Origin of the sequence: Amycolatopsis rhizosphaerae (assembly GCF_007713715.1) — a bacterium.
GTDB lineage: Bacteria > Actinomycetota > Actinomycetes > Mycobacteriales > Pseudonocardiaceae > Amycolatopsis_E > Amycolatopsis_E rhizosphaerae.
This window is the reverse complement of the sequence record NZ_VJWX01000644.1, coordinates 1-3,488: the sequence shown is the minus strand read 5'-3', so window position 1 is coordinate 3,488 and position 3,488 is coordinate 1. Positions and strand designations below refer to the sequence as shown.

5 protein-coding genes are annotated in these 3,488 nt (G+C 71.9%); 4 read left to right on the top strand and 1 reads right to left on the bottom strand.

Features of this window, described 5'->3' with window-relative positions:
• The coding region (locus tag FNH05_RS34785) for a VWA domain-containing protein (RefSeq protein ID WP_144593095.1) at positions 1-927 on the top strand (927 nt) is incomplete at its 5' end.
• 9 nt (positions 928-936) lie between these two features.
• Here FNH05_RS34785 and FNH05_RS34780 read toward each other — a convergent pair.
• Complete coding sequence (locus FNH05_RS34780; RefSeq protein WP_144593094.1) at positions 937-1,449, bottom strand: methylated-DNA--[protein]-cysteine S-methyltransferase; 513 nt, start codon at positions 1,447-1,449, stop codon at positions 937-939.
• Between the two features lie 102 nt (positions 1,450-1,551).
• On the opposite strand from FNH05_RS34780, the gene FNH05_RS34775 reads away from it, so the two are divergent.
• The 3 genes from FNH05_RS34775 to FNH05_RS34765 all read left to right on the top strand — a co-directional run.
• Positions 1,552-2,049, top strand: coding sequence for a DinB family protein (locus FNH05_RS34775; protein ID WP_246128128.1), 498 nt, complete (start codon positions 1,552-1,554; stop codon positions 2,047-2,049).
• Positions 2,046-2,984 carry an oxidoreductase gene (locus FNH05_RS34770; RefSeq protein ID WP_144593093.1) on the top strand — a complete coding sequence of 313 codons (939 nt, stop codon included), beginning with the start codon at positions 2,046-2,048 and terminating at the stop codon, positions 2,982-2,984. The genes FNH05_RS34775 and FNH05_RS34770 overlap by 4 nt, the downstream gene beginning before the upstream one ends.
• 40 nt (positions 2,985-3,024) lie before the next feature.
• The coding region (locus tag FNH05_RS34765; protein ID WP_144593092.1) for a TetR/AcrR family transcriptional regulator at positions 3,025-3,488 on the top strand (464 nt) is incomplete at its 3' end.

Genomic DNA, 3,488 nt, shown 5'->3' with positions numbered 1-3,488 from the left:
CTGCTGGACCGCGTGCTCGCCGCGATCCGCGGGGAGCCGGGGACCGGGCTGGGTGAGGGGATCGCGCGGCAGGAGGCGCAGTCGCGGATCGCCACGTTCCGCGAGTTCGTCCAGGCCGAGGCACGCCGCCGGACCGCGGAACTGCGGGGGCGGGACCGCATCGCCAAGCACGCGGTCGCGCCGCAGACCGACCTGGTGAGCTTCAGCAACGCCAACCGCGAGCAGCTGGCCGAACTGCGGCGCACCATCCAGCCGTTGTCCCGCAAGCTCGCCACCCGGCTCGCCGCGCGCCGCCGCAGGGCCCGCCGCGGGCAGATCGATCTGCGCCGCACCCTGCGCCGCTCGCTGGCCACCGGTGGGGTGCCGATGCGCCCGGCGCTGCGGGCCCGGCGGCCTGGCAGGCCGGAACTGGTGCTGCTGTGCGACGTGTCCGGGTCGGTGGCCGGGTTCGCGCAGTTCACGCTGCTGCTCGTGCAGGCGCTGGCCGACCAGTTCAGCAAGGTCCGCTCGTTCGCCTTCGTCGAGCTGACCGACGAGATCACGCGGCTGGTGGCGGCCGGATCCGACGATCCGGAAGGGCTGGCGCGCCGCATCCTGACCGAGGCCCGGCTGACCCGGTGGGGGATGAGCAGCGACTACGGCGATTCGCTCGCCAGTTTCGTGGAAGGGTTCTCCGACGCGATCGGGCCACGCACCTCGGTGCTGATCCTCGGGGACGCCAGGACCAACGGCGGCGACCCGAACCTCGCGGCGGTGCGGGAGATCGCGGACCGGGCGCGGCACGTGTACTGGCTCAACCCCGAACCCCGTTCCACCTGGGGAACCGGGGATTCCGCCGCGCTCGAGTACGGGCGCGTGGTGCCGATGCACGAATGCCGGAACCTGCGGCAGTTGGCCCGGCTCGTCACCGACCTGCTCCCCACCTGAGGCCGCACTTCAGGTGAGAGCGCGCTCCCCGGGGGGAAACAGCGCGAGCTCCGGTGCCCGTTCGAAATCGAGCAGGCGCCGCTTCACGTCGATTCCCCCGCCGTAGCCGGTGAGCGCGCCGGTCGAGCCGACCACGCGGTGGCAGGGCACGATGATGCCGACCGGGTTCTTGCCATTGGCAAGACCGACCGCTCGCGCCGCGCCGGGCCGTCCGAGCCGCTCGGCCAGTTCGCCGTAGGAAGTCGTCTCCCCGTAAGGGATTTCGCACAACGCCTCCCAGACGGTGCGCTGGAACGGGGTGCCGTGCAGGCGCAACGGCAGGTCGAAGACGGTGCGTTCCCCGGCGAAGTACTCGGCGAGCTGCTCCTTCACCGCACCGAATCCGGCCGGATCCTCCTCGCCGAAACGCTCCTGCGGCGGTCGGTGCCGTTGTTCGTGCATATACAGGCCGGACAGCATGCCGTCTTCGCCGACGAGCGTGAGCGGCCCCACGGGACTGTCCACAACGGTGTACTTCACCATGCCAGCTTCCCGCCTGCACGGGCGGTTCGCTGGCGGAAAAACGACATTGCCGTCGGGCAAATCGGGTACCGGCGGGTCTGCGGTGCGCTTACGCTGCTGCTCGTGCTGATCACCACCGAGGAATACCTGTTCTTCGTCGACCGGGCCCTGGACGGCATGACCGCGATCCTCTCCGAACTCGGGGACGAGCGCGCCAACCGCCGTCCCGATCTGCCCGGGGCCAACTCTCCGTACGCGGTCGTCCACCACTGCCTCGGCGTGCTGGACTTCTGGGTGGGGAAGCTGGTCGCGGGGCGGACGATCGAGCGCGACCGGGAGGCGGAGTTCCGGGCGACCGGTGAGGTGGCGGAGCTGATCGGGCGCGTGCGTGCCGCCCGGGAACGACTGCGCGAGGACGTCGAGGCCGCGGACCCGCGGGCCCCGCTGCGGGGCGAGGCGCCGGAGAAGTACCGGGACACGGTCGTCGGGCGCTCGCAGGCGGCGGCCCTGCAGCACGCCTACGAGGAGCTCGCGCAGCACCACGGGCAGCTGGAGCTCACCCGCGATCTGCTCAAGGCCAAGGACCTGTACGGGAGTGGTAATACACGCCCCAGCGCATGAGACCAAGACCGTGGACGGCAGCCGCCGTACCCGCGCAGCACGGCAGGACGGCGGTGGTGACCGGCGCCAACACCGGGCTCGGGTTCGAGACCGCGCGGATGCTCGCCGAGCGCGGTGCGACGGTCGTACTGGCCTGCCGGGACGCGGCCAAGGCCGCCGCGGCCGCGCAGCGGATCCGGGCCTTGGCGCCGCGGGGCCGGGTCACCACGCTGGCCCTGGATCTCGCTTCCCAGGCCTCGGTGCACCGGGCCGCGGAGCGGTTGCGGGCCGAGCACGAACGGATCGACCTCCTGGTCAACAACGCGGGTGGGATGCGGTCGGCCCCGCAGGTCACCGAGGACGGTTTCGAGTGCACCCTCGCCACCAACCATCTGGGTCCGTTCGCCTTCACCGGCCTGGTGCTGGACCGGCTGCTGGCGGCGCCGGGCTCCCGCGTGGTGACGGTGAGCAGCATCGGTCATCTCGCGGGCCGCATCCGCTTCGACGATCCGCACTTCACGTCCGGTTACCGGCGCTGGCCCGCCTATTTCCAGTCCAAACTGGCGAATCTGATGTTCACCTTCGAGCTGGACCGCCGCCTCGCCGCCGCCGGGGCGCCGACCGTGGCGCTGGCCGCGCATCCCGGCAACGCCCGCACCGAGTTCGGCCGCGACATGAACCGCCTGCTGCGCGCGCTGCTGCTCGGCAGGAGGACCAGGCCGCTGACCTCGTGGTTCATCCAGGATCCCGAGATCGGGGCGCTGGCGACGGTGCGGGCCGCGGCCGATCCGGCCGCGCGGGGCGGCGACTACTACGGGCCCGCTGGGTTCGGGCAGTTCACCGGGTCTCCGGTCCGGGTGCGGCCCGGCGCGCGGGCACAGGACGCGGCGGCGGGCGCCCGGCTCTGGCGGGAATCCGAACGGCTCACCGGGGTGCGGTACCTGCTCGGGCGGTAGCGCTACAGTCGAGAACGACGGTTCTCGACAGTGAGGTGTGATGGATCGCGACATCGCGCGGACCCGGCTGCTCGACGCGGCCGAGGAGCTGTTCTACGCCCGGGGCATCCAGACGGTCGGCATGGACGACATCCGTGCCGCCTCGGGTGTCTCACTGAAACGGCTGTACCAGGTGTTCCCCGCCAAGGAACAGCTCGTCGAGGCCTACCTGGAGCGGCGGGACACCCGATGGCGGCACCGCCTCGCCGAGCACGTCGAGACGGTGGAAGACCCGCGTGAGCGTGTTCTCGCCGTGTTCGACGGGCTGGAACGCTGGTTCGCCGAGCCGGGGTTCCGGGGCTGCGCGTGGATCAACTCCCATGGCGAACTGGGCGCGGTCTCGGCCGGAGTGGCCCGGCAGGCCCAGCGCCACAAGGAGGCGTTCCGCGGCTACCTGCGCGGGCTGGTCGGCGCCGCCGGGCTGCCGGAGGCGCTCACCGAGCAACTGTTCCTGCTGGCCGAGGG